We start from the raw sequence: 18637 nt of genomic DNA on the forward strand, positions 1-18637 counted from the left end.
TTTCAATCGGGTTACCAAGCAGAAAACAATCCGCCGGACATTGACCATACTTGAGACTCACATCGCGCTGTGATCGTGCATCTTGGGTTTGGTTGCACGGGTGAAGCGCCGCAGATCGATTGGCACTTTTTCAAAATCGGTCCGCCCTTCCACAATCCTGTACGCGGAATTCACATCGAAGCCGGTCAAAGGTTGGGTTATGCCGGAGGCTGGCCATTCGACGATTACGCGCGAAACACTCTCGGCCTTGCCGAGTCCGATATGCCGTAACAATGGACTGCTACCGAAGCTGCTGCCGGTATTGACCGTCCGGTAGAGCGAGCGCTGACTGCCGTCCTGCATCACTACATCGACTCTGACACGCGCACCGATGGCGCCCCGATTGCTCCGCTTGCCTTCAAGTTTCAGCTTGAGCCATTTGTTGTCGATGTCGCGGCTACCAAGACGATTCTCGAACAGTGCGTTCTGGAAAACATCGCCTGGCTGCTCGCCGCCCATTTGCGCAAAAATGTCTTGGTCACCATCATGATCAAAATCAGCAAACGCAATGCCGTGACCCTTTTGAATATGGCCCAATCCCGATGAAGCAGTAATATCAAGGAACGACTTGCCGTCCTGATTCAAAAGCGCGGTATTGGGATAGACGGAGTCATATGGAGGCTCGCCAGTCCCCCAATACATATCCAGCCAGCCATCATTGTTGAAGTCGCCAAAATTCGCGCCCATTGTGAAACTTGGTGCCATCAGACCAGCACTCTGACTGACGTCTTCAAATCGGCCATCGCCGAGATTGCGGTAAAGCGCAGGGTGCGATTCACTCGCTTCAATTCCCGCATAGCTACGCGCCATAATCCCGGCTGACGCCGATTTATTGCCAAAATCGTAGCTGGCGACAAACAGATCCTCCAAACCATCATTGTCATAGTCGAAGAACCAGCTTGCAAAGCTGAAGATGGGCTGAGCAACGCCAGCCTTCTCGGTGACATCGTCAAACGCCAGAACACCATCGTTTTCGCCCATGACATTGCGCATCAGCATATTCTCACCACGCAGGCAGGAGATGAAGATATCGGCGTAGCTATCACCGTCATAGTCACCAATGGCGACACCCTTAGAGCTACAATCCAGTTTGATGCCGCGGTCTTCGGGAAGGCGGGAAAAACCACCTTTTTGGTCATTCATAAAGATGCTGATTATGCCGTGTGGCCGGACCTCCCCTTGCTTTTCATTGGAAACGACCAAATCCAACCAGCCATCATTATTGAGATCGGCAAAGGCCGACGCGCCGGTGGGTTCAAATTCAAGCACGCCCGCATCCACGGTGACATCGGTGAATGTGCCATCGCCATTATTCTTGAGCAACGAATTGGGCACAACGCCGAATTCTCCGCCCCATGCGCCGCGCATCACATAGGCATCTGGATAGCCGTCATTATTGTAATCGGCGTGGGTCGCATTGAGACCGCCGCCCAATCCGCTCAACCCAGCCGCTTCGGTATGATCGCGAAATGTGCCGTCTTCATTGCGCAAGTAGAAATGAATACGGCCATCCATATTCCAAGCGGTAGTGAATATATCGAGCAAGCCGTCATTGTCGAAATCGTCGACTAAGGTTCCGCCCGAAAGATTCATATCGTCCACGCCAGCAAAATCGGCCACGTTCTTGAAGGTAGTGCCGTCATAATTCTCGACCAATCCCGGCATCGGAATCAAATGCTCTTCGGGCACCCCACCGGGGTACTCGCCCAGCGTCATATAGGCGACGTTGAGCAGCCATTTCGCGCCATAATTGTCCGGCTCGCGAGGGAGAATTTTGCCTTGGTAATATTCAATCGCCTTGGTTGACCCCTCGCGCATTTGGTGAATGGCTTCGGGATCAAGCGGGAGGATACAAGCCGACGCGTGAGGGTTGTTGAAGCAGTTCTGCTGCTCGCCCATTCTGAGGTAAGACAACGCGATCCAGTTTTCTATCTCGGCTTGGAATTCATCCGGCAGATTGGCGCTTTCGCCAGCTGCCTCGATGAGATGAAACACCTCCAGAGCATCTTCGGTGTCACCCGCTCTCAAATAGCGATTTGCGATCTTTTGGTGACCGCGCGCATCAGTCTCATTTTCGATTGTGCCTGATAGAACTCTCGCACGGCTCATTCTGCCATACCAATTGCCGATCACCGAGCCGTCGCGATAATCGTTCACATCGGCCAGCATCGCGATCATGCCATCGGTACCAGAGCGGACTGTGATCCCCTCGACATGCTCGGCCATAGTGGTTCTAAATTTGCGATCGGTCCGCAGGTCACGCACAGCAAAGAAGCCGATTACTACAGCCAATAAAGTCACCACAATCAAAATCTTCTTAATCATCGCGCCGTGAACCCCTGTAAACCAAGTATTGCAGATAAGTACTTTATGCCGTGGATCATGTGAACCCTCGACTCGGTACAAAATTCCCGCCACACCGTGCGGCGGTGAGGACCAGTCTATTGGGGGATGATGCGCGTGGTCGCATTGGTCAGGACGGTCGCTTATCTCGGGCTGGAAGCGCGCGCAGTAGAAGTGCAATGCGCTCTCGCGCCGGGACTTCCGAATTTCAATGTGGTCGGATTGGCGGATAAGGCGGTTGCTGAAAGCAAGGAACGCGTGCGTGCCGCGCTCTCCTCGATGGGTCTCGCGCTGCCGCCCAAGCGGATCACAATCAATCTCTCGCCCGCCGATTTGCCCAAAGAAGGATCGCATTACGATCTGCCGATTGCGCTGGCATTGCTGGCCGTGATGGGTGTCACCGATGCCGAGCAATTGGGAGACTGGATTGCGGTGGGCGAATTGGCGCTTGACGGGCGCGTCGTCGAATCACCCGGCGTATTGCTCGCTGCGCTTCATGCGAGCGAGGAGGAAGCGGGCCTGATCTGCCCGGCCTCGCAAGGCGCGGAGGCACGCTGGGCCAGCGGCATTCCGGTCTGCGCCGCGCCCGATCTGGTCAGCCTGCTCAACCATTTGAAAGGTACATCGCAGCTTCCTGAGCCCGAGCGCGGCGAAGTCGAAGAACCCGATCACGGTCCCGATCTGAAAATGGTCAAAGGTCAAGAAACTGCCAAACGTGCCTTGGAAATCGCGGCGGCAGGCGGACACAATCTGCTGATGAATGGCCCACCCGGTGCGGGAAAAAGTCTGCTGGCTTCTTGCCTCCCGGGAATTTTACCCGAGCTGACCCCGTCCGAAGCGCTCGAAGTGTCGATGGTGCAATCGATCTCCGGAACGCTCGAAAGCGGGCGGATCAGCCGCGCTAGACCCTTCCGCGCGCCGCATCATTCGGCGAGCATGGCGGCGCTGACCGGTGGAGGGCTGAAAGTGAAACCGGGTGAAGTCAGCCTCGCGCATTTGGGTGTGCTGTTTCTGGATGAATTGCCAGAGTTCCAGCGCGCTGTTCTCGACTCGCTGCGCCAACCGCTCGAAACCGGCAAAGTCGATGTCGCGCGCGCCAACGCGCATGTCAGCTTCCCCGCGCGGGTCCAGCTGATCGCGGCAATGAACCCGTGCCGCTGCGGGCATCTGGGCGATCCGGCTTTGGCCTGTTCGCGCGCACCCAAATGCGCTGCCGATTACCAAAGCAAAGTCAGCGGACCGATGCTCGACCGGATTGATCTGCATGTCGATGTCGATCCTGTCAGCGCGATGGACCTCGCCCTGCCACCACCTGCTGAGGGTACCGCAGACGTCGCCGCTAGAGTAGCTCAGGCTCGCGCCATCCAAACCGCTCGTTTCGAGAAAACCGGCGCCAGAACCAACGCCGAATTGGACGGCGACGCTCTAGAGAAATTCGCAACACCCGATGAAGCTGGCCGTAAACTCCTGATGCAAGCCGCCGAAGCCATGCGCCTGTCCGCGCGCGCCTATACGCGGATGCTCCGAGTGGCACGGACGGTAGCGGATTTGGGGGAAGCGGAGGGCGTTGGGCGTATCCATGTGGCGGAGGCGCTGAGTTATCGCAGGCAAGCACCGAGGGCTTGAGATTTCTCAAACTCTGCCAGTTCGTCTAGTGAGGCGCGATGGAAAATAGTGATGAGGGCCTTGGGGCCATCTCGAAAAACCTCCCTGACGCTTGGTCTGCTATTCCAGAACCAGTCCAGACGAGTGCGCTGAAGGCCTTTTCGAGGCTAATAGGAGGCGTCGGTGCCTATGCAGCTGCCTGGTTGAGGAAGCCAGTCCAGAGCGTGGAAGACGGCACAGATGCTAAATCTCTCATGACACGCAAGTTGGCATAAGCGGCTGCTCAAGAGGCAATAGAGAATCCGGAGCTTGTGACTGCCGCCATGCAGGCGTGGCTCCCGAGTGCACTAAGAAAGCAAGTTAACAAGGAAAAGATCGTTGAAGCGGCCGTGGAAGAATTGGAATCTTCACATGAATCAAACGGCAATTCCGATCACGGACAGGCCGCAGCGCATGAAGTAGAGCATGATTGGCTCAACATGTTTGAACGATTTGCTGAAGACTCATCTAGTGAACAGTTTCAACGACTTTGGGGCTCAGTTCTTGCTAGCGAGATACGGAATCCAAAGTCATTCTCGAAAAGAACTCTCCGATTCATTTCAGAGCTTGACCGTGAAACTGCTACAAGCTGCGAATTACTTTCGAAGTACCTAGTAGGCGATTTTTTCCCACGAAACTTAGTTGGTGACGCTCAAGCAACTGATTTTTATGACAACTTTATCGCGCTTGAGCATACTGGACTATTAACCAAGGGACTCAATGGAGTAGAACGGACTTACCAATTGGGTGATGACGGCACGTCCATTGTGCCCGGAAAGAAGATCGGCCTAGCTTTAACAGGACCTCCGGGCCTCACGATAACCTTCAAAACCTGTGTGATACTTTCTAAGTCCGGTCATGAAATTTTCTCCATGCTCAATATCGGCGATGAGAAGGAGCGCTTTATGCAACTCGCCTGTCAACTGCAGGGGCAACGCCTTCATAAAGTGGAGCTTGTCTCAATTGCTCCGAGATCAAATGGTTATTGGGCAGTGCCGATCGGAACTGTGAATGGTTTGGCGCTCTGACCAACCTTACTTCTTCACCGGCGGCTGCTTCCTAGAAAACACCATATCACTGTCACTCGAGGCCTTGGCGTCGAACTTGTAACCCTCGGCGTTGAAGTCTTTCAGGTCCTCGGCGCGGTCAATGCGGTTGTCCATGATCCACCGCGCCATCAGGCCGCGGGCGAATTTTACGTGATACATCAGCGCGCGTGCCTCGCCGTCTTTCACGTTGAGGAAGTTCGCGGTGATGACGGGGGCGGAGAGCGCATCGCGGTCTACGGCCTTGAAATACTCGTTGGAGGCGAGATTCACTACCGTCCGGTCATCATGGTCTGACAGGTCGCCATCAAGCGTCTCGGCGATAGTGCTGCCCCAGAAATCATAGAGTGACTTGCCGCGCGCATTCTTCATCTTAGTGCCCATTTCCAGGCGGTAGGGCTGTATCGCATCCATCGGACGCAGCAGGCCGTATAGGCCAGACAGAATCCGCAAATGTGCCTGCGCATAGGTGAGCGTTTCATCGCCCATGCTCTTCGCCTCAAGCCCCCAATAGACATCGCCATCAAAGGTCAGACCGGCGGGTTTTGCCGAGTTGCTCCGTCCATCCAGATCGAAGGCCTTGAACCGCTCTGCATTGAGCTCTGCCAGATTGTCTGAAATCTTCATCAGACGCTTCAAATCTGCCGCCGATTGCTTTTTAGCAACGCCAGCAATCTCGCGCGTGTCGTCTGTCAGACGCGGGCTCGTAATATCCAGCGACGTTTCCAGCGGGTCAAAATTCAGCTTTTTGGCGGGCGAGAGCAAAGTAATCATAGGCTGGTATCTCGGTGCTATCGCGGCGGATATCAAGAACATTGATTTCCAATTATGCCGAATAGCCATTACGATCGCGGCAGGAGCGCGCAATGATTCAATGGCTTGGTCGCAAATTCGGTCATCGTTATCTCGATCTTCTCGGGTCGATTTACATCTATAATGAGCACCGTGGTTATACCGCGATTGACCGTGTGCTGGATGCGGTGCGGGTGCGCTCTCCGGACGATACCGCGCTGATTGCTGCGATTGAGCAGCATCGCGCGGATGAGCGCAAACATTATGTAATGTTCAAACGCTGGTTCGAATTGCGCGGCACGCGCCCGCTCTCGGTCGGGCGGATGTTCGGCCATATCGACCGCTTTATCGAGATTATGTTTGGCCGCTCGATCGACAATCTTGATACGCAGGAAGTGATCGATCGCGACGAGCTGTTCGAGCGGATGTGCCGGGTGATCTCTCTGACTGAGAAGCGCGGGTACAAGCAGGTGGAGATTCTGCTCGCCAATCGCTTCGTGAAATCGGATCCGGCGCTGGTGAAGATTTTCCAGATCATCAAGAAGGACGAACCAAGCCATTGGACACCCTATGATGGATGGCTGCGCGATCACGCCAAGCGCGAACCCAAATGGTGGGAACGCGGCGTTGATGGTCTGATCCATTCGGAATTGCTGTTTATCAAGCTTCCGCTGCTGTTCCTCAATCCGTTTTCAAAGCGGCGAACCGACTGGGCCGATGATGCCGAGGAAAATCCGGATCGGTATTCGCGCCGCCCCCGTCTGCCGGAACCGACCTTGGCCGAAGCCGGATTGGCTTAACCCCAATGGAGCCGCCCTTTCTGGCTGGGCACACGCCCAAGCCGCCACTTCTCAATCGCTTGTTCAAGCCGCGCGTTGGCTGGATGCTCGCGCGCAACACGGTGGTCAGCACCGGCGCGTTTCTGGTCGGGCTGGCCGTATTATGGCTGCTGGTCGAACAGTTCGCGATGAACGAAATTGCCGCGACCGGGATCAGCTTCATCATCCCCAACACGCTGCATTATATCCTTGGACGAACATGGATATTCAAAGGGACCGACCGGGCAGTGACCATGGGTTGGGTGCTATTCCTGATCAACGGTCTGATCGGACTGCTCATCACGATGGGGGCGATGGCGCTGCTCCGCGAATATACGCCGATCAATCTTTACGTTGCACGGATTCTCGTTTCGGTGATTGCGGGGCTCACCATGTTTGTACTCAACGCAGTGTGGAATTTCCGGCGAGTTTGATTGCCCAACTACGCGATGCGTTTCAAAAGCATATTGAGTGTGGCGGCAAACTGATGCATCGGACCCTCAGGGGATCAATGGGGAGCCACTGAAATAGCATGGAATTTGATGCTTCGCTTTTGATTCACGCGGGCGCGGTGGCGTATATTATAGCATTTTTGGCACGCGACGAATTGCATTTGCGCGTGCTCGCGCTAACCGGCTCGGCCCTGTATATTTGCTACTACTTCTTCTTCCCAGAAGTGCCGCTGTGGGATGCGATCATTTCCAGTTCGATCTTGATTGGTGCCAATCTGGTCGTGCTCAGCCGCATCGTCTTTGAGCGGACGACACTGTCACTCAGCGATGACGAGAAGCAGCTGTTTGACGCGTTCGAAACACTCACGCCCGGTCAGTTTCGCAAGGTTCTGAAAATTGCCAGCTGGACAGTCGCCGAAAGGCCAACCGAATTGACGAAGGAAGGCACAGCTCTCGACAAGCTGTTTTATGTGTTCGCCGGTTCAGTCTCGGTCACCAAATCGGGGAAAGTCTTTGACCTCCAGGAAGGCAACTTTGTCGGCGAAATCGCTTATATTCTTGAGCAACCGCCCTCAGCCACGACTATTGCACCGCGAGGTGTCCACTACGTTAGCTGGGACGCCGATGCACTGCGTCAGCTTGGTCAGAAACATTCCGATTTGGGCAATGCATTGATTGCACTAATGATGCGCGATCTCGCGGCGAAGCTTAGCACGAGCTACCAAGCGTAGTCAGACTGAAGTGCTTAGCCGTTAGCGGCGAGCTTGGAATCATCTCCGGAGTATACGGTGTCGCCTCGCCCAAGTGCAGGCGATGGTGCAGATCTCGATCCGTCTGCACGTGTTCCGACATTCTCACGCTCTGTCAGCCACAGATCGGTGTGATCGAGAATCCGGCCATCATGTGCTAGAATCGAGACCGGACCGATAGGCTGGCGATCAACTTCATCGACCAGCACCGGGTTCTCCGCCACTTCGACGCCATATTTCTGGCCCCATTGGCGTAGCGCAAGCATCGCCGGGAGGAGATCAAAGCCCTTCGGCGTCAGGCGATATTCGATCCGGCGCTTGTCATCCGCGCATGGTTCGCGGTTGAGAATCTCATGCTCGACCAATTTGGCGAGGCGATTCGACAGGATGTTTCGCGCTATGCCAAGCTCGTTCAGGAACTCTTCGAAGTGATGCAGTCCGTTAAAGCTCGCGCGCAGGATCATAAATGACCAGCGTTCGCCCATCACTTCCAGTGCTTCGGGTAGCCCGCACTCGTTCAATTCCTTCAGCGGTTCTCTGAGATCGCCCATAAATTTCCTCTCTATGCGGACTGTCTAGCGGCAAATCGCGCAACCCGCAAAATTCAAACTAAGTTTTTAGTTGCAACTTGCAATCTATCTAACTAGGTAGTGATTCGCAACTGGTTGTTAAATGCAACTGGTTGAGGAAAATTTGACCACCACACTAGACTAAGGATTAGACAGATGACCCTCTCCCTCTCCACGTCCACCATCTCTTCAGCTTTTCTCCGCAGCACCGGCGCGATTGCCATCGCAATGCTGTATACCGCACTGACATTCGGCGCGGCGCTGACCCCGACAGCCGCCGAAGCACGCACATCCAGCGCATATTACACCGCAGAACTCTCTGCTCCGGCAAAGGAAGCGCGCACCATTATTCGCGGCGTTGTCTGGTATTGTAAGGACACCACCTGCCGCGCGAAGAAGAGTAATTCGCGCCCAATCAACACCTGCAAGCGCCTGTCCAACAAAATGGGCGAAGTGACCTCTTTCACTGCCAAGGGCGAAGCGCTGGCCGAGGAAAAGTTGGCCAAGTGCAATAGCTGAATTCCGGGCCTGTAGTCAGGTCTTACCCCTTCATCCCCACCCTCTCCTCTCCAGAAAGGGTGAACTTTACGGGCCTCCGAATGCGTTCGGGGGCCCTTTTTCTATGCCAGTAGGCCGCGCGCAATCAGGTCCGCTTCCAGCTGCGCAGCATCGGTAAAGTGGTGCGTGTGCCAACCGAGTGCATTGGCAGCGGTGATATTCGCAGCATTGTCGTCGATGAAGATCATTGACGACGCGGGCTTGTTAAAACGCTTCTCCGACAGCTGGAAGATCTCCGGATCTGGCTTGATGAGCCGCTCATGGCCGGAGACCACAATATCGCGGAACAGATCGAAAACCGGTTCAGTCGGGCGATATTCGGCCCAGAAGTCCGTCCCGAAATTGGTGATCGCAAATAGCGGTACGCCGCGTGCATGGAGCCGCTCAATCAACTTCACCGTGCCCGGAACCCGTGCCGGGATCGTTTCCAGAAAACGGTGCTGATAAGCTTCGATCAGCTCTGCGTAGTCCGGAAACTGCTTGATACGTTCCCCAACCATATCGGCGATTGGACGGCCCGAATCATGCTCCATGTGCCAAGCTTCGGTGACGACATTGGCGAGGAACCAGTCAAGCTCCTCCGCATCGTTTATCAGTTTTGCGAACAGCAACCGCATATCCCACTGCACGATGACGCGACCGACATCGAAGACTGCGGTGGTTGGCTGGTCACTCACTGGTGGGTATCCAATCATCAGAAGCCGGAAACAGGAACGGCCCGCACTCCGATCAGGAGGCGGGCCGGTTCTGCTTCACGACCATGCCAGAGCATGGTCGGCCAATCCTGCTTAACAGGCCAATTACCCTTGGCGAGCTTTGAAGCGACGGTTGGTCTTGTTGATTACATAAGTCCGGCCACGACGGCGAATAACGCGGCAATCGCGGTGACGGTTTTTCAGCGACTTGAGGCTGTTACGGATTTTCATTGTCTGGTTTCCAAAAATAAGGGCACCGGAGTTGGTCTCCGATGCCGGAATTTCAAGCTGCGCGCCTAAGGGCGTGTAAGGCGTAAGTCAAGCGATTCGCGCCCGAAGGGCCGGCAATACGCATGTCACTCGCCCCTTATCTCACCCAATTTGCGCTCCCATTGCAGTGCATGGCCGATAATCTCGTCGAGATCGGCGTGTTTCGGCTCCCACGGGACGGTTGAGCGAATGCGCGATGGATCGGAAATCAGTGATCCCGGATCACCCGCACGGCGCGGCTCCATCCGACGATCAATTGTCCGGTTGGTCACCCGGTCAACCGCATCAAGGACGTCAAGCACCGAGAACCCGCTGCCGTACCCGCAATTCATCGTCAGCGAACGCTCGGGCTGCTCCATCAAAGCGCCCAAGGCCAAAACATGCGCAGCCGCCAAATCGGAGACGTGAATGTAGTCGCGCACGCCGGTGCCATCGGGCGTATCATAATCGGTCCCGAACACGGCGACATGTTCGCGCTTGCCCAAGGCTGCCTCGACCGCGACCTTGATCAGATGCGTTGCGCCTGCAGTCGATTGCCCGCTGCGCGCCTGCGGATCAGCGCCAGCGACATTAAAGTACCGCAAAGCGCAAAAGTTGAAATCATGTGCAAACGCCGTGTCTGACAGCATCTGCTCGGTCATCAGCTTCGACCACCCATAGGGATTAATCGGACGCTGCGGCGTGTCTTCAGTAACGGCCTCAACCTCGGGCACGCCATAGGTGGCTGCGGTCGAGCTGAATATGAAATGCGGAACGCCCGCTTTCACCGCGGCATCGATCAACGCGCGGCTTTTTGCGGTGTTGTTGTGATAATACTTCATCGGGTTTTCGACCGACTCAGGCACAATGATCGATCCGGCAAAATGCATAATGGCTTTGGTGCCTTGCTCGGCAAATATGCGTGCGAGCAATTTGCCATCCTCGATATCACCTTCATACAGCGGCACATCATCGGGCACCGCAAATTTGAAGCCGGTCGTCAGATTGTCGATCACAGCAACAGGCCAGCCGGCATCGCGCAATGCCAGAACAGCGTGGCTGCCGATATATCCGGCACCGCCGGTCACGAGTACGGAAGGTTTGGCCGTAGTGTTCATCCCAGTGTTTATCCCAGTGTTCATGGCAGTGTTCATAGCTTTCGCGCTAGCATTGATGGGCAACAGAGTGGTTAACGCACTGGATAGTATTCCGTGAAACTATTTCTGGCACAGCCGGCCCCAAAGGATTAGGCGGAACGTTAAGCAATCGCATCCGTTCGACAGCTGTGACTTTCCAAAGGAGGAAGCAGCCATGAAAATCAAGGCACTCGTAGTTCTGGCACTCGCTGGCACATTGGCAGCATGCATGTCCGGCCCTAGCGTCAGCCCGGTCGAGATCACGCGCTTCCACCAAAGCGCGGCCACCGCACAATTGGGCAACGGCACCATCTTTGTCGAAGATGCGCCCGGTGCTGAAGCCGACCCGCAAGAACTCGCCCCCTACAAGGCCGCAATTGCCGCCGAACTGGCAGAGCTTGGCTACCGCGAAGTACCACGCGCTGAAGCCTCACAGATCGCGCAGGTGCGGGTAGAGCGCTTTGTCAGCCAGCCAGCCCAGCGCCGCAGCCCTGTAACCGTCGGCGGAGGCGGATCGACCGGCACTTATGGCTCAGGCGTCGGACTTGGCATTGGTATTAATCTGGGCGGCGGACAGCGCGAGATGATCGGCACCGATCTCGGTGTGGTGATCCGCGATGCCGCATCCAGTGACGTAATTTGGGAAGGTCGCGCATCCATTTCGGTAAGCGATAATTCAGAATTTGCGGATAGCATCGCGAATGCTTCGGTGGTCGCCGATGCGCTATTCAGCGAGTTTCCCGGCAATAATGGTGAAACCGTAGAGGTAAGGGTCAGCAATTGAGTTCTAACATCCAGATTGATGCCGATTTTGACAGCGGCAATATCGAAGTCCTGTCCATCGATGGCGCATCAGCACGTTTGGCGATCCGCCAGGACAACCAATCCGAATTCAAACAATGGTTCCATTTCCGCGTCACCGGCATGGCTGGCCGCGAAATCGAGCTGAAAATCGACCAACTCAACAATTCGGCATTTGTTCTCGGTTGGCCCGGCTATCAGGCCCGGGTCAGCGAGGACCGCGAATATTGGGGAACCGCACCATCAACCTTCCAACTGGACGAAGGCGAAGGCGTTCTGACCATCCGCTATACGCCAACCAGCGACATCGCGTGGTTTGCGTACTTCGCGCCTTACTCGATGGAACGGCATCACGATTTGATCGCCGAATGCGCTGCCAGCGAAGGCGTATCTTACGAACGGATCGGTGAGACTCTCGACGGCCAACCGCTCGACTATCTGACTTTTGGGGAAGGCGAAAAGCAAATCTGGCTGACGGGCCGCCAACATCCCGGCGAAACGCAGGCCGAATGGTGGATGGAAGGCGCGCTTGAGTGCCTTACCGATCCAACCGACTCCGTCGCGCGCGCACTGCGCCAGCGCTGCACATTCCACGTCGTTCCAAACTGCAATCCGGACGGATCGCGCCGCGGGCATCTACGCACCAATGCATGCGGAGCAAACCTGAACCGCGAATGGGAAACGCCAACAGCCGAGCGTTCGCCAGAAGTGCTCGCCATTCGTAACAAGATGGACGAAACCGGTGTCGACTTCTCTATGGACGTCCACGGCGACGAAGCCATCCCAGCCGTCTTCCTCGCAGGCTATGAAGGTATCCCGGGCCTGACCGACGAACATTACGAAGGCTTCGCCAGCTACGAAGCAATCCTCGACCGACGCACACCCGATTTCCAAACGGAGAAAGGCTATCCCAAGTCCGCACCGGGGACTGCCAATCTGACCATGTGCACCACCCAAGTCGCGCACCGCTTTCAATGCCCGGCAATGACCCTGGAAATGCCCTATAAAGACAATGACGACCTGCCCGATCCGGAGCAGAACTGGTCACCCGAACGCTGCAAAGTTCTGGGCCGCGATTGTCTGGCAGCATTGCTGGAGTGGTTGGACAGGTGAAGTAGCGAGTTCGCTACGCCACCACAGCTTCACTCACTCCAATCGTCCGCGCATCGGCATCCATCTCCACCACTGCACCAACCGGCACGCTTAGCTGGTTGCGGATGTGGCCGATATTGGCGCCTGCGAATGCGGGTATGCCGAGCGGGGTCAGATGATGGTCGACCACTTCATCTAAAGTGAAGCCCAGCGTTCTCTCGCCCTCTGTCGGCGCATTACAGCGCGTGCATTGGCCGAAGATAATTCCGCCAAGCTTATCCCGAACACCCGCAAGACGCAGTTGCTGGAGCATCCGGTCGATGCGGTACGGTTCCTCGCCGACATCTTCCAGAAACAGAATCGCGCCGTCCATTTCGGGCATCCACGGTGTGCCCATCAGCGTCGATATCACGGTCAAATTGCCGCCCACCAGCCGGCCTTTGGCTTTGCCGCCGCGAAGCGTCCGGCCAACGCGTCCGGTCAGTGCCTCATCCTCTGCCCCTCCAAGAACGGGCCGTGTACCCGCGAAGGCCTGCCACCAGAAATTGTTCCAGCTTAGCGCCTGCCAAGTGTTAGCCGCATTGGGCGCGTGAATAGTTGGAAAGCCCGCTCGCGCGGCGAAGGCGCAGTGTAGCGCGGTAATATCGCTATAGCCGACCAGCAGCTTTGGGTTTGCGTGAATGCCGTCCCAATCCAGCAGCGGCAGCAAGCGCGCGCAGCCCCACCCGCCGGAGATCGCAAACACTGCACGGATCGATCGATCCGCAAACATTGCATTGATGTCATCGGCGCGCTCTTCGTCGGTACCGGCAAGGTAACCGTCAACACGCGTCACATGCCGCCCAAGCTGCGGCACCAACCCCATGCCGCGTATAGTTTGCTGCGCAAATTCCACTTGTCGCGGCGAGACCGCACTGGCCGGTGCGATCAAGCCGACAGTGTCGCCGCTGCGCAGACGCGGAGGCTGGCCTTGCTCGCGAGCCAAAGCGGGGGCAGGCGCCAAGCCCGCCGCTATCACTGCCGCCATACCGGCGAGCACTTGACGGCGATCGGTCATTCGAGGCTTGCGGGGCCAAACGCCTCGGGTAGCAGCACTGACAGCTTCACCCGCTTCACGTTCTTGGGGCCAACGCACAAAACCTCGGGATCGGTTTTGCCCAATTGGGCCAGTTCATTGAGCACCTGACGGCATCTACCGCAGGGCGTGATCGGGGCATCACCGCCTTTATCAAGTGGACCGGTGACGGCGACTGCTTCCAAACCGCCGCGCACGCCGTCAGCCATAGCTTTAGACACTGCGACCGTCTCTGCGCATAGCGACAGACCGTAGCTTGCGTTCTCGATATTGGTGCCGGTTACCACACTGCCATCAGAGAACCGCAAAGCCGCACCCACCGCGTAGTTCGAATAGGGCGAATAGGAATGGTCCGCTGCATCGCGCGCCGCCTGGATTAGCTCTTCATCAGTCATAATCACCCTCCCGCCCAAAAGTCATGGTTGCACAACCACCCACTCAATCGGTTCATCCGCTGCTTCGCTGCGCAGTTCCTCATTCGCCGACCATAGCAGCCATGGCCGCGTGGTATATGTCGGTGCGAAACGCGTGCGGTTGACCCACAAGTTCCGTTCCAGCCGCGCAGAGATCGCATAGGCTTCCTCGAACGGTGCTGTCACCTTCAGGATTGCAGGCTTGCCAGTGTGGTTTTCGATCTGGTTGATCAGCGTCATCAGCTCGCTTTCGACCGCGGCATCGCTCACCCGTTTTTCGCAATTCTCGGCGGTCCGATCCAGCGCAATGACCGGCGGCATCAGACCGGCTTCGCGCGGGACCATCGTGACGAAATTGGCCGATTGCCCGTCCGCAAGAAGACACGGATCGAACAAATGGACCGCGCCGACTTCCAATCCTGCTGCACGCGCATTGGCGAAGTTGCGGGAGAACCTGCTATCCTGCCCGTCATTGCCGATACTGGATTCAAGATACGCAAAGTTCGCACCCAATGCCGCCAGAGTGCGAAAGTTCACCAGCCCGTCTTCCTGCGCGATCAATACACCTTGGTCGGGATAGGCTTCCTCAGACGGAGTCCAATGCTGATTCTCCCACCAGAACCAAGCTGCGACCGACAGCGCAGCCAACAGCAGCGTGCCAAAAATTCGCCAAGTCCATTTGCGTGAAGGGCTTTTTCTACGTGCCATTGCTCCGCTCAGCCCTTGATATGGAGTACGCAGATCAGCGTGAACAATCGGCGCGCCGTGGCAAAATCGGTCTCAACCTTGCCTGCGAGCCGCTCGAGCAACAGCTCTGCCGCGCCATTGTGCACACCGCGCCGCGCCATATCGATGGTTTCAATCTCGGCAGCTGTGGCCTTGCGAATTGCCTGATAATAGCTGTCACAAATCGCAAAATATTCGCGGATCGGGCGGCGGAACCTTGCCAGACCGAGAATCAGTGTCTCAAGAACTTCCTCATCAGGCTGCGCGATAGCCATCGCCAACCGCCCATCCTGTACCGCTAATTTCAGATGATACGGCCCCTCGTGGCCATTCTCGACCAAGCGCACTGGCTTGAAGGTGTTTTCCTCGATCAGATCGAAGATTGCCACCCGCCGCTCCTGTTCGACATCGGCATTACGCCACAGAATCGTGTCCTCATCCAGCGCAATATGGGCGATACGAAAATCAGGCATTACAAAGCCGCCTTCGCAGATATGCAGGGGGTCGGGCAAGCCTTTCCAAACTCATCCCCACTATCCACAAGCAGCAGAGGCAAAGTGGCAGCCAAATATTTTTTCTGACCCTTGCCATGCGACCCTCTGGCGTCGCAAAGAATGCCCATGTCCGAAGACGATCTCCTAGTCCGCCCCGATGATGTAACCACCCCCGAAACAAAGGGTGACTTGCCCGCAGGCCGCACTTTGCCTGCGAATATCGAGGCAGAGGCCGCGTTTCTGGGCGCCGTCCTGATCGACAACCGCGTCATCGAGGAACTGCCCACGCCGATTCGGCCCGAGCATTTCTTCGAGCCAGTGCATCAGCGAGTCTATGACCGGATTTTAACGCTGCAAGATCGCAATGCCGTGGTCACGCCGGTCACTCTCAAACCCTATTTTGAAGCGGATGAGGCTTTGAAAGAACTTGGCGGGATTACCTATCTCGCCAAACTGACAGCAGATGGCCAGGGCCTGCTGGCCCCGCGCGAATTAGCAGAACAGATCTATGATCTCGCTCTGCTGCGCGAATTGGTGACCGTCGGCCGGACGCTGGTGGAGGGCGCGCTCGACACTTCGGAAGATGTCGCCCCGATGCAGCAGATCGAAGAGGCCGAGGCATCGCTGTTCCAGGTTGCCGAGGGTGCTGCGGGTCAAAGCGAAGCATCAAGCTTCAGCTCTGCATCGCAAAAGGCTCTCGGCATGATCGAATTGGCGATCAATTCGGGCGGCAATATCTCCGGCAAGACGACCGGTCTGACCAGCATCAACCAAAAGATCGGCGGGCTTCACGATTCAGATTTGATCATCCTCGCGGGCCGTCCGGGTATGGGCAAAACCTCGCTCGTGACCAATATCGCGTTCAATTGCGCGGATCGCTATCTGCGTGATCAGGCTGACGGGATCGATATTGAGGAATCCGTTGGTGCAGGCGTGGCCTTCTTCAGCTTGGAGATGAGCGCAGACCAGCTCGCCACACGTATTCTTTCTGAACAGGCGGGTATTTCATCAGAAGCCTTGCGGATGGGAAAAATCAGCCGCGATGATTTCCAGCGTCTCAGCTTTGCCAGTCAGCGTCTCGCCGAATTGCCGCTCTATATTGACGATACGCCGGCCCTGACCATTGCGGCTTTGCGGACCCGCGCGCGGCGGCTCAAGCGCAAGCATGATATCGGCCTCATCGTGGTCGATTATCTCCAGCTTCTTCAAGGCTCGGGGCGTGCGAATGACAACCGCGTCAACGAAATTTCCGAGATCAGCCGGGGTCTCAAAACTCTCGCCAAGGAACTCGAAGTGCCAGTGATCGCTCTCTCTCAGCTCAGCCGTGCGGTGGAGCAGCGAGAGGACAAGACACCAATGCTGTCCGATCTGCGCGAATCGGGCTCCATCGAGCAGGACGCCGACATGGTCTGGTTCGTCTATCGCGAAGACTATTACGTTCAGTCGAAAGAACCCAAACGTCCTATCGAAACTGACGACCAGAAAGTGCATGAAGCCCACGCAGCTTGGGCGGCGGAAATGGAAGGCGTATATGGCCTGGCCGAACTGGTTGTCGCCAAACAGCGTCACGGCTCAACCGGCAAAGTCCGGATGAAGTTCGAGGCGCGGATTACCAAATTCTCCGACTTGGCCGATGATGATCCCCGCGCGAGCTACGACAGCTCTATCGATTAAGCCGATCAGTCGTCGGAATTCAGACCTCGGCTGACTGTGTAGTCCACTGTGGTCACCAGGAACCATCCGAACAGCCATTTGAGTTCATTGAAGAATGTGCGACGCTTGCGATGCACTTTGGTGGTTACTTCACGCGCACCAGCTTCCATGCCGGTGATCAAATCACGCATCTCTTCTGCCAGAACAGCGTCCTCGAAACGTAGCATCAATTCCAGATTGAGCCGGATCGAACGGTGATCGAAATTCGCGCTCCCGAAATAGACCGCATCATCGACTACGATCAGCTTCATATGCAGCTTGGTCGGTTGAAATTCGAAGAGCCGTGCGCCGTGCTTTAACAGCACCCGGTACAATGCCCGCGACGCCGCGATAGTCGCTGCATTGTCAGACTTGCCAGCCAGCATCAACCGCACACGGCCCCGCTTGGCTATTCGCCAAATCAGGCGACGAAAGCTGCGCGGCGGCGAAAAATAGGCCATCGCCATATCCAGCCGCGATGCTTTGGCCAGATCGCGCTTGACCATCCGCGCCCAATTGCTTGGAGCCCGCGTCGGACCTCCAAGAGTCAGGCGCACCGGCCCCTTTCCCGGTTGCCAATCCTTGATCAGCCTGCGGATCGCGAAGAACTGGTTTTTCGAATCGGACGCCCATTCCGCCAATTGCCCGAACCATCGAAGCAATTCGTTAACCGCAGGCCCCCGCATCTTGCAACCCAGATCGCACCACCCGTCATCAGCGGGCGAAGCAAAGTAGTGATCCGAGATATTGAACCCGCCGACCATTGCGGTTTCCTCATCAGCGACCAACAGCTTCTGATGATTGCGGATCAGATAACGCCTGCTCCATTTCGGGCTGAACACTGCAAAGTTCCCACCCTCAGCTACGATAGGCTCGAAGAACGATTCTGGCGCATCGGTACCAAACCGATCAACCAACAGATGCACAGCAACGCCGCGCGCGGCAGCCCGTGCAATTGCATCGCGGACCTTGGTTCCAGCAGCGTCACTCTGGAACATGTAGTAAAACATCTTGAGCGAGCGTTGCGCATTGTCGATTACCTCAATCAGCGCGTCCAGCCGATCCCGGCCAGCGGGATAGAACGTCAGATCATGTCCGTTCGATTGAGCCTCGAACGGCTGCGCATCTTGATAGCTGTCATAAGGTTCGGTGCCGGGCATTAGATCGTCTCTTTGCGCTGCCCGCCCCGCTATCGCAAGGCCAATGCTGCGCGCAAATCCTTGACTCTCGCCACGCGTCTGCCTATTTGCCGCG

At 56.4% G+C, this 18637-nt stretch carries 20 protein-coding genes; 9 read left to right on the forward strand and 11 right to left on the reverse strand.

Going from position 1 to position 18637, the window contains the following annotated elements; translation table 11 throughout:
- Positions 1–57: 57 nt before the first annotated feature.
- Positions 58–2364, reverse strand: a complete 2307-nt coding sequence (locus tag J9777_RS10430) for a CRTAC1 family protein (RefSeq protein WP_209348779.1) — start codon at positions 2362–2364, stop codon at positions 58–60.
- 135 nt (positions 2365–2499) lie between these two features.
- Here J9777_RS10430 and J9777_RS10435 point away from each other — a divergent pair, with 135 nt between their 5' ends.
- Complete coding sequence (locus J9777_RS10435; RefSeq protein ID WP_209349528.1) at positions 2500–4008, forward strand: YifB family Mg chelatase-like AAA ATPase; 1509 nt, start codon at positions 2500–2502, stop codon at positions 4006–4008.
- 290 nt (positions 4009–4298) lie between these two features.
- The gene (locus J9777_RS10440) at positions 4299–5054 is read left to right on the forward strand and encodes a DUF2806 domain-containing protein (RefSeq protein ID WP_209348780.1); all 756 of its coding nucleotides are present in this window, start codon (positions 4299–4301) and stop codon (positions 5052–5054) included.
- Between the two features lie 6 nt (positions 5055–5060).
- On the opposite strand, the gene yaaA is transcribed toward J9777_RS10440, so the two are convergent.
- Positions 5061–5846: a peroxide stress protein YaaA gene (yaaA, locus tag J9777_RS10445; protein ID WP_209348781.1), complete on the reverse strand. Its 786-nt coding sequence runs from the start codon at positions 5844–5846 to the stop codon at positions 5061–5063.
- A 92-nt stretch (positions 5847–5938) separates the two neighbouring features.
- Between yaaA and J9777_RS10450 the strand changes: the two genes are divergently transcribed.
- The 3 genes from J9777_RS10450 (at position 5939) to J9777_RS10460 (ending at position 7865) form a co-directional block, all read left to right on the forward strand.
- Positions 5939–6664, forward strand: a complete 726-nt coding sequence (locus J9777_RS10450) for a ferritin-like domain-containing protein (protein WP_245228706.1) — start codon at positions 5939–5941, stop codon at positions 6662–6664.
- Between the two features lie 5 nt (positions 6665–6669).
- Positions 6670–7116, forward strand: coding sequence for a GtrA family protein (locus J9777_RS10455; RefSeq protein WP_209348782.1), 447 nt, complete (start codon positions 6670–6672; stop codon positions 7114–7116).
- Between the two features lie 98 nt (positions 7117–7214).
- Positions 7215–7865, forward strand: a complete 651-nt coding sequence (locus tag J9777_RS10460) for a cyclic nucleotide-binding domain-containing protein (protein WP_209348783.1) — start codon at positions 7215–7217, stop codon at positions 7863–7865.
- A 14-nt stretch (positions 7866–7879) separates the two neighbouring features.
- Here the strand turns inward: J9777_RS10460 and J9777_RS10465 are convergent, their stop codons facing one another.
- Positions 7880–8434, reverse strand: a complete 555-nt coding sequence (locus J9777_RS10465) for a helix-turn-helix domain-containing protein (protein WP_209348784.1) — start codon at positions 8432–8434, stop codon at positions 7880–7882.
- Positions 8435–8608: 174 nt separating this feature from the next.
- Between J9777_RS10465 and J9777_RS10470 the strand changes: the two genes are divergently transcribed.
- Entirely contained in the window at positions 8609–8971 is a 363-nt protein-coding gene (locus J9777_RS10470) for a hypothetical protein (protein WP_245228707.1), read from the forward strand.
- Positions 8972–9072: 101 nt separating this feature from the next.
- Here J9777_RS10470 and J9777_RS10475 read toward each other — a convergent pair whose 3' ends face one another.
- The 3 genes from J9777_RS10475 to galE form a co-directional block, all read right to left on the reverse strand.
- Positions 9073–9627: an HAD-IA family hydrolase gene (locus tag J9777_RS10475; RefSeq protein ID WP_245228778.1), complete on the reverse strand. Its 555-nt coding sequence runs from the start codon at positions 9625–9627 to the stop codon at positions 9073–9075.
- Between the two features lie 183 nt (positions 9628–9810).
- Positions 9811–9936 carry a type B 50S ribosomal protein L36 gene (gene ykgO / locus J9777_RS10480; RefSeq protein ID WP_007165381.1) on the reverse strand — a complete coding sequence of 42 codons (126 nt, stop codon included), beginning with the start codon at positions 9934–9936 and terminating at the stop codon, positions 9811–9813.
- 125 nt (positions 9937–10061) lie between these two features.
- Positions 10062–11072, reverse strand: coding sequence for a UDP-glucose 4-epimerase GalE (gene galE / locus J9777_RS10485; RefSeq protein ID WP_209348786.1), 1011 nt, complete (start codon positions 11070–11072; stop codon positions 10062–10064).
- A gap of 193 nt (positions 11073–11265) precedes the next feature.
- On the opposite strand from galE, the gene J9777_RS10490 reads away from it, so the two are divergent.
- On the forward strand, positions 11266–11874 hold the full coding sequence (locus J9777_RS10490) for a DUF4136 domain-containing protein (RefSeq protein ID WP_209348787.1): 609 nt from the start codon (positions 11266–11268) through the stop codon (positions 11872–11874).
- Complete coding sequence (locus J9777_RS10495; RefSeq protein WP_209348788.1) at positions 11871–13004, forward strand: M14-type cytosolic carboxypeptidase; 1134 nt, start codon at positions 11871–11873, stop codon at positions 13002–13004. The genes J9777_RS10490 and J9777_RS10495 overlap by 4 nt, the downstream gene beginning before the upstream one ends.
- A 13-nt stretch (positions 13005–13017) precedes the next feature.
- Here J9777_RS10495 and J9777_RS10500 read toward each other — a convergent pair whose 3' ends face one another.
- The 4 genes from J9777_RS10500 to J9777_RS10515 are packed head-to-tail and all read right to left on the reverse strand — an operon-like array spanning position 13018 to position 15670.
- Entirely contained in the window at positions 13018–14040 is a 1023-nt protein-coding gene (locus J9777_RS10500) for an LD-carboxypeptidase (protein ID WP_209348789.1), read from the reverse strand.
- Positions 14037–14453 (reverse strand): cytidine deaminase, encoded by a 417-nt coding sequence (locus J9777_RS10505; RefSeq protein WP_209348790.1) that lies wholly within the window; start codon positions 14451–14453, stop codon positions 14037–14039. The genes J9777_RS10500 and J9777_RS10505 overlap by 4 nt, the downstream gene beginning before the upstream one ends.
- Before the next feature lie 21 nt (positions 14454–14474).
- Entirely contained in the window at positions 14475–15179 is a 705-nt protein-coding gene (locus J9777_RS10510; protein WP_209348791.1) for a glycoside hydrolase family 25 protein, read from the reverse strand.
- 8 nt (positions 15180–15187) lie between these two features.
- A complete protein-coding gene (locus J9777_RS10515) occupies positions 15188–15670 on the reverse strand; it encodes a UPF0262 family protein (RefSeq protein WP_209348792.1) in 483 nt (160 codons plus the stop codon).
- Positions 15671–15817: 147 nt separating this feature from the next.
- Between J9777_RS10515 and J9777_RS10520 the strand changes: the two genes are divergently transcribed.
- Positions 15818–17365, forward strand: a complete 1548-nt coding sequence (locus J9777_RS10520) for a replicative DNA helicase (RefSeq protein WP_209348793.1) — start codon at positions 15818–15820, stop codon at positions 17363–17365.
- A gap of 5 nt (positions 17366–17370) precedes the next feature.
- Here J9777_RS10520 and J9777_RS10525 read toward each other — a convergent pair whose 3' ends face one another.
- On the reverse strand, positions 17371–18543 hold the full coding sequence (locus J9777_RS10525; RefSeq protein WP_209348794.1) for a cardiolipin synthase B: 1173 nt from the start codon (positions 18541–18543) through the stop codon (positions 17371–17373).
- Positions 18544–18637: the final 94 nt, after the last annotated feature.

This window comes from Pontixanthobacter sp. CEM42, assembly GCF_017812015.1.
Taxonomy (GTDB): domain Bacteria; phylum Pseudomonadota; class Alphaproteobacteria; order Sphingomonadales; family Sphingomonadaceae; genus Pontixanthobacter.

What these genes read in the sequence shown, in the direction of transcription:
- J9777_RS10505 (WP_209348790.1), bottom strand. Translation starts at nt 14,453, where the DNA reads ATGACTGATGAAGAGCTAATCCAGGCGGCGCGCGATGCAGCGGACCAT.
- J9777_RS10490 (WP_209348787.1), top strand. Translation starts at nt 11,266, where the DNA reads ATGAAAATCAAGGCACTCGTAGTTCTGGCACTCGCTGGCACATTGGCA.
- galE (WP_209348786.1), bottom strand. Translation starts at nt 11,072, where the DNA reads ATGAACACTACGGCCAAACCTTCCGTACTCGTGACCGGCGGTGCCGGA.
- J9777_RS10475 (WP_245228778.1), bottom strand. Translation starts at nt 9,627, where the DNA reads ATGCGGTTGCTGTTCGCAAAACTGATAAACGATGCGGAGGAGCTTGAC.
- J9777_RS10510 (WP_209348791.1), bottom strand. Translation starts at nt 15,179, where the DNA reads ATGGCACGTAGAAAAAGCCCTTCACGCAAATGGACTTGGCGAATTTTT.
- J9777_RS10430 (WP_209348779.1), bottom strand. Translation starts at nt 2,364, where the DNA reads ATGATTAAGAAGATTTTGATTGTGGTGACTTTATTGGCTGTAGTAATC.
- J9777_RS10470 (WP_245228707.1), top strand. Translation starts at nt 8,609, where the DNA reads ATGACCCTCTCCCTCTCCACGTCCACCATCTCTTCAGCTTTTCTCCGC.
- J9777_RS10450 (WP_245228706.1), top strand. Translation starts at nt 5,939, where the DNA reads ATGATTCAATGGCTTGGTCGCAAATTCGGTCATCGTTATCTCGATCTT.
- J9777_RS10460 (WP_209348783.1), top strand. Translation starts at nt 7,215, where the DNA reads ATGGAATTTGATGCTTCGCTTTTGATTCACGCGGGCGCGGTGGCGTAT.
- J9777_RS10525 (WP_209348794.1), bottom strand. Translation starts at nt 18,543, where the DNA reads ATGCCCGGCACCGAACCTTATGACAGCTATCAAGATGCGCAGCCGTTC.
- yaaA (WP_209348781.1), bottom strand. Translation starts at nt 5,846, where the DNA reads ATGATTACTTTGCTCTCGCCCGCCAAAAAGCTGAATTTTGACCCGCTG.
- J9777_RS10500 (WP_209348789.1), bottom strand. Translation starts at nt 14,040, where the DNA reads ATGACCGATCGCCGTCAAGTGCTCGCCGGTATGGCGGCAGTGATAGCG.
- ykgO (WP_007165381.1), bottom strand. Translation starts at nt 9,936, where the DNA reads ATGAAAATCCGTAACAGCCTCAAGTCGCTGAAAAACCGTCACCGCGAT.
- J9777_RS10515 (WP_209348792.1), bottom strand. Translation starts at nt 15,670, where the DNA reads ATGCCTGATTTTCGTATCGCCCATATTGCGCTGGATGAGGACACGATT.
- J9777_RS10520 (WP_209348793.1), top strand. Translation starts at nt 15,818, where the DNA reads ATGTCCGAAGACGATCTCCTAGTCCGCCCCGATGATGTAACCACCCCC.
- J9777_RS10465 (WP_209348784.1), bottom strand. Translation starts at nt 8,434, where the DNA reads ATGGGCGATCTCAGAGAACCGCTGAAGGAATTGAACGAGTGCGGGCTA.
- J9777_RS10455 (WP_209348782.1), top strand. Translation starts at nt 6,670, where the DNA reads ATGGAGCCGCCCTTTCTGGCTGGGCACACGCCCAAGCCGCCACTTCTC.